Annotated in this window: 4 protein-coding genes; 2 read left to right on the top strand and 2 right to left on the bottom strand. The window is 68.5% G+C overall.

The window, feature by feature from the left end:
- The coding region (locus FKP22_RS27255) for an alpha/beta hydrolase family protein (RefSeq protein WP_141291089.1) at positions 1-1,063 on the top strand (1,063 nt) is incomplete at its 5' end.
- A gap of 58 nt (positions 1,064-1,121) precedes the next feature.
- On the opposite strand, the gene FKP22_RS27250 is transcribed toward FKP22_RS27255, so the two are convergent.
- Both FKP22_RS27250 and FKP22_RS27245 read right to left on the bottom strand, forming a co-directional pair.
- The gene (locus FKP22_RS27250) at positions 1,122-1,433 is read right to left on the bottom strand and encodes an antibiotic biosynthesis monooxygenase family protein (protein WP_141291088.1); all 312 of its coding nucleotides are present in this window, start codon (positions 1,431-1,433) and stop codon (positions 1,122-1,124) included.
- Positions 1,433-2,116 (bottom strand): type 1 glutamine amidotransferase domain-containing protein, encoded by a 684-nt coding sequence (locus tag FKP22_RS27245; protein ID WP_141291087.1) that lies wholly within the window; start codon positions 2,114-2,116, stop codon positions 1,433-1,435. Before FKP22_RS27245 ends, FKP22_RS27250 begins: the two co-directional genes overlap by 1 nt.
- 125 nt (positions 2,117-2,241) lie before the next feature.
- On the opposite strand from FKP22_RS27245, the gene FKP22_RS27240 reads away from it, so the two are divergent.
- A partial coding sequence (locus FKP22_RS27240; RefSeq protein ID WP_141291086.1) for a helix-turn-helix domain-containing protein occupies positions 2,242-2,454 on the top strand: 213 nt, incomplete at its 3' end.

Genomic DNA, 2,454 nt, shown 5'->3' with positions numbered 1-2,454 from the left:
CGACGAAGAAGCCGACGCCACCGACGAGACGCGGCCTGCGATGTGGAACGCCACCTGGCGCAACACGCTGAAGGCCATCGACAAGGGCCTGCCCGAACGGGACAACCTGCTGCTGGACATCAGCCACGACGAGCAGCGCTACCTGATCTATTCCGAGGGCAATGGCCAACCAGGCGAGTACTACCTGGGCGACCGGCGCAGCGGCGAGCTGACCCTGCTGGCAGAGACCTACCCGGACCTGGACCCGGACCGCTTGGCGCACAAGGTGCCGGTGACGCTGAAGGCGCGCGACGGGCTGCCGCTGGTCGCATTTGCCACGCTGCCGCTGGGCCGCAAGCTCGGTGACGCCGGCCCGCCGCTGCCCACCGTGCTGCTGCCGCACGGCGGACCCAACAGCCACGACGACACCGGCTTCGACCCCTGGACCGCCTTCCTCGCCGACCGCGGCTACCTGGTGCTGCAGGTCAATTTCCGGGGCTCGGACGGCTACGGCTATGCGCACAAGGCCGCCGGCCTGCAACGCTGGGGCCTGGAGATGCAGGATGACCTGAGCGACACGCTGCTGTGGGCCACCGGCCAGCACCTGGCCGACCCGGCGCGCGTCTGCATCGTCGGCGCCAGCTATGGCGGCTATGCGGCGCTGATGGGCGTGGTGAAGACACCCGAGCTGTACCGCTGCGCGGTGAGCTTCGCCGGCGTGTCCGACCTGCCGGACCTGATCGCCACCGAGAGCCTGTACCACGGCGGCCTCGAAGAAGCCGAGCGCACCATTGGCAAGGCCTGGGGCGACCGCGAGCGCCTGCGCGCCACCTCGCCGGCGCGCCAGGCCGGAAGCATTCGCGTGCCGGTGCTGCTGGTGCATGGCACGGCCGACCGCGTGGTGCCGGTCGACCAGAGCCAGACCATGGCCAGCGCGCTGAAGAGCGCCGGCAAGACCTACCGCTACGTGGAGCAGGAAGGTGGCGACCACCACCTCAGCCGGGAAGCGCACCGGCTGGCGTTTTTCACCGAGCTGGAGACCTTCCTGGACCAGCAGTTGCAGCCGCAGAAGGCGCGCGACTGAGGTCGGCGAAGTGAAAGAGACAGGTGGCCGGCGCCCTGGGCCGGTGCCACCGGTCCCTTCAGGCCACGGCATGCGGCCGAAGGATCTCCACCTGCCGCCGGGTCAGCAGCGGCAGGATGCGGTCGACGACCACGGCCCGGTAGTGGGCTGACTCCCGGTGCGCCTGGAGTGACGCATCGTCACGGTAGTGTTCCAGCAGCAGCACCTCGCCGAGTTTCGCGATCGCCTGGAAGACTTCGTAGCCCAGGCAGCCCGGCTCGGCCAGCGTGGCCTCGCGGACTTCCGCCACATGGCGCAACACCTCGTCTACAGCCTCCAGCGGCATCTGCCAGCGGGCCACGATCACGATGGGGGTGACGACCGCGTTCATCACGCCACCGCCTTGCCGCTCAGCGCCTGGACGATGGCTTGGCCGACCAGCGTGCCCGAAGCCGGGTTCTGCCCGGTGATCAGCCGGCCGTCCACGGCCAGCTTGGGCCGCCACGGTTCGGCCGATTCGTAGAGGCCGCCTTCGTCGCGCAGCGCGCTTTCCAGGTCGAAGGGCACATCCGCACGGGCATAGCCGTCTTCCTCGGCGGTGGAGAACCCGGCAACCTTGCGCCCACGCACCAGCGGCGAACCGTCCGCCAGCTTCACGCCCAGCAGCGCAGACGGGCCATGGCACACGGCAGCGACGACCTTGCCGCCGTCCCAGGCGCGGCGCACGGCGGCCTGCACCTCCGGGTTGCCGGTGATGTCCACCATCGGGCCCAGGCCGCCGGGGAAGAACACCGCGTCGTAGTCCAGCACGTCCACCTCGGACAGCTTGCGGCTGCGGGCCAATCGGCGGTAGGAGTCGCTGGCCAGGAACTCGGCCTGCGCCGCGTCGCTGCCGTCGAAGCCATCCTCCGGTGGCTTGCCGCCTTGCAGCGAGGCGTATTCGACTGCGATGCCGGCCTTGTCCAGCACCTCGAAAGGGTGTGCGATCTCGGGGAAGAAGAAACCGGTGGCGCGATTGTTCGGGCCGATCACAGCTGCGTTTGTCACAACAAACAGAACATGCTTGACACTCATGACACTCTCCTATTTCGGTTGACACCCGGCGACTCCGGGATGAAACGAAGATTAAGGAAAGCGGCACCTGCACGGTAGACGCGCGGAAGTTGACTGATTGTCTTATCTGATCTGACAATCAAGCCATGAGCACCCACCCATCGCCCATCCTGGACGAACTGCGCGCGATGGCCGTCTTCGCCACCGTGGTCCGCAGCGGCAGCTTCTCGGCCGGTGCGCGGGCGTTGGGCCTGACCCGCGCGGTGGTGAGCCACCATGTGGCCAGCCTGGAAGCCAAGCTGGGCGTGCCGCTGGCCCAGCGCAGCACGCGCAGCTTCAGCCTCACACCCGCCGGCGAA

This window comes from Ideonella azotifigens, assembly GCF_006519715.1.
Lineage (GTDB): Bacteria > Pseudomonadota > Gammaproteobacteria > Burkholderiales > Burkholderiaceae_C > Ideonella > Ideonella azotifigens.
The sequence above is the reverse complement of the archived record's forward strand: the minus strand, read 5'-3'. Positions and strand labels throughout refer to the sequence as shown.

Bases quoted from the DNA above. Each gene is read 5' to 3' on its own strand.
- FKP22_RS27245 (WP_141291087.1), bottom strand. From the start codon at position 2,116: ATGAGTGTCAAGCATGTTCTGTTTGTTGTGACAAACGCAGCTGTGATC.
- FKP22_RS27250 (WP_141291088.1), bottom strand. From the start codon at position 1,433: ATGAACGCGGTCGTCACCCCCATCGTGATCGTGGCCCGCTGGCAGATG.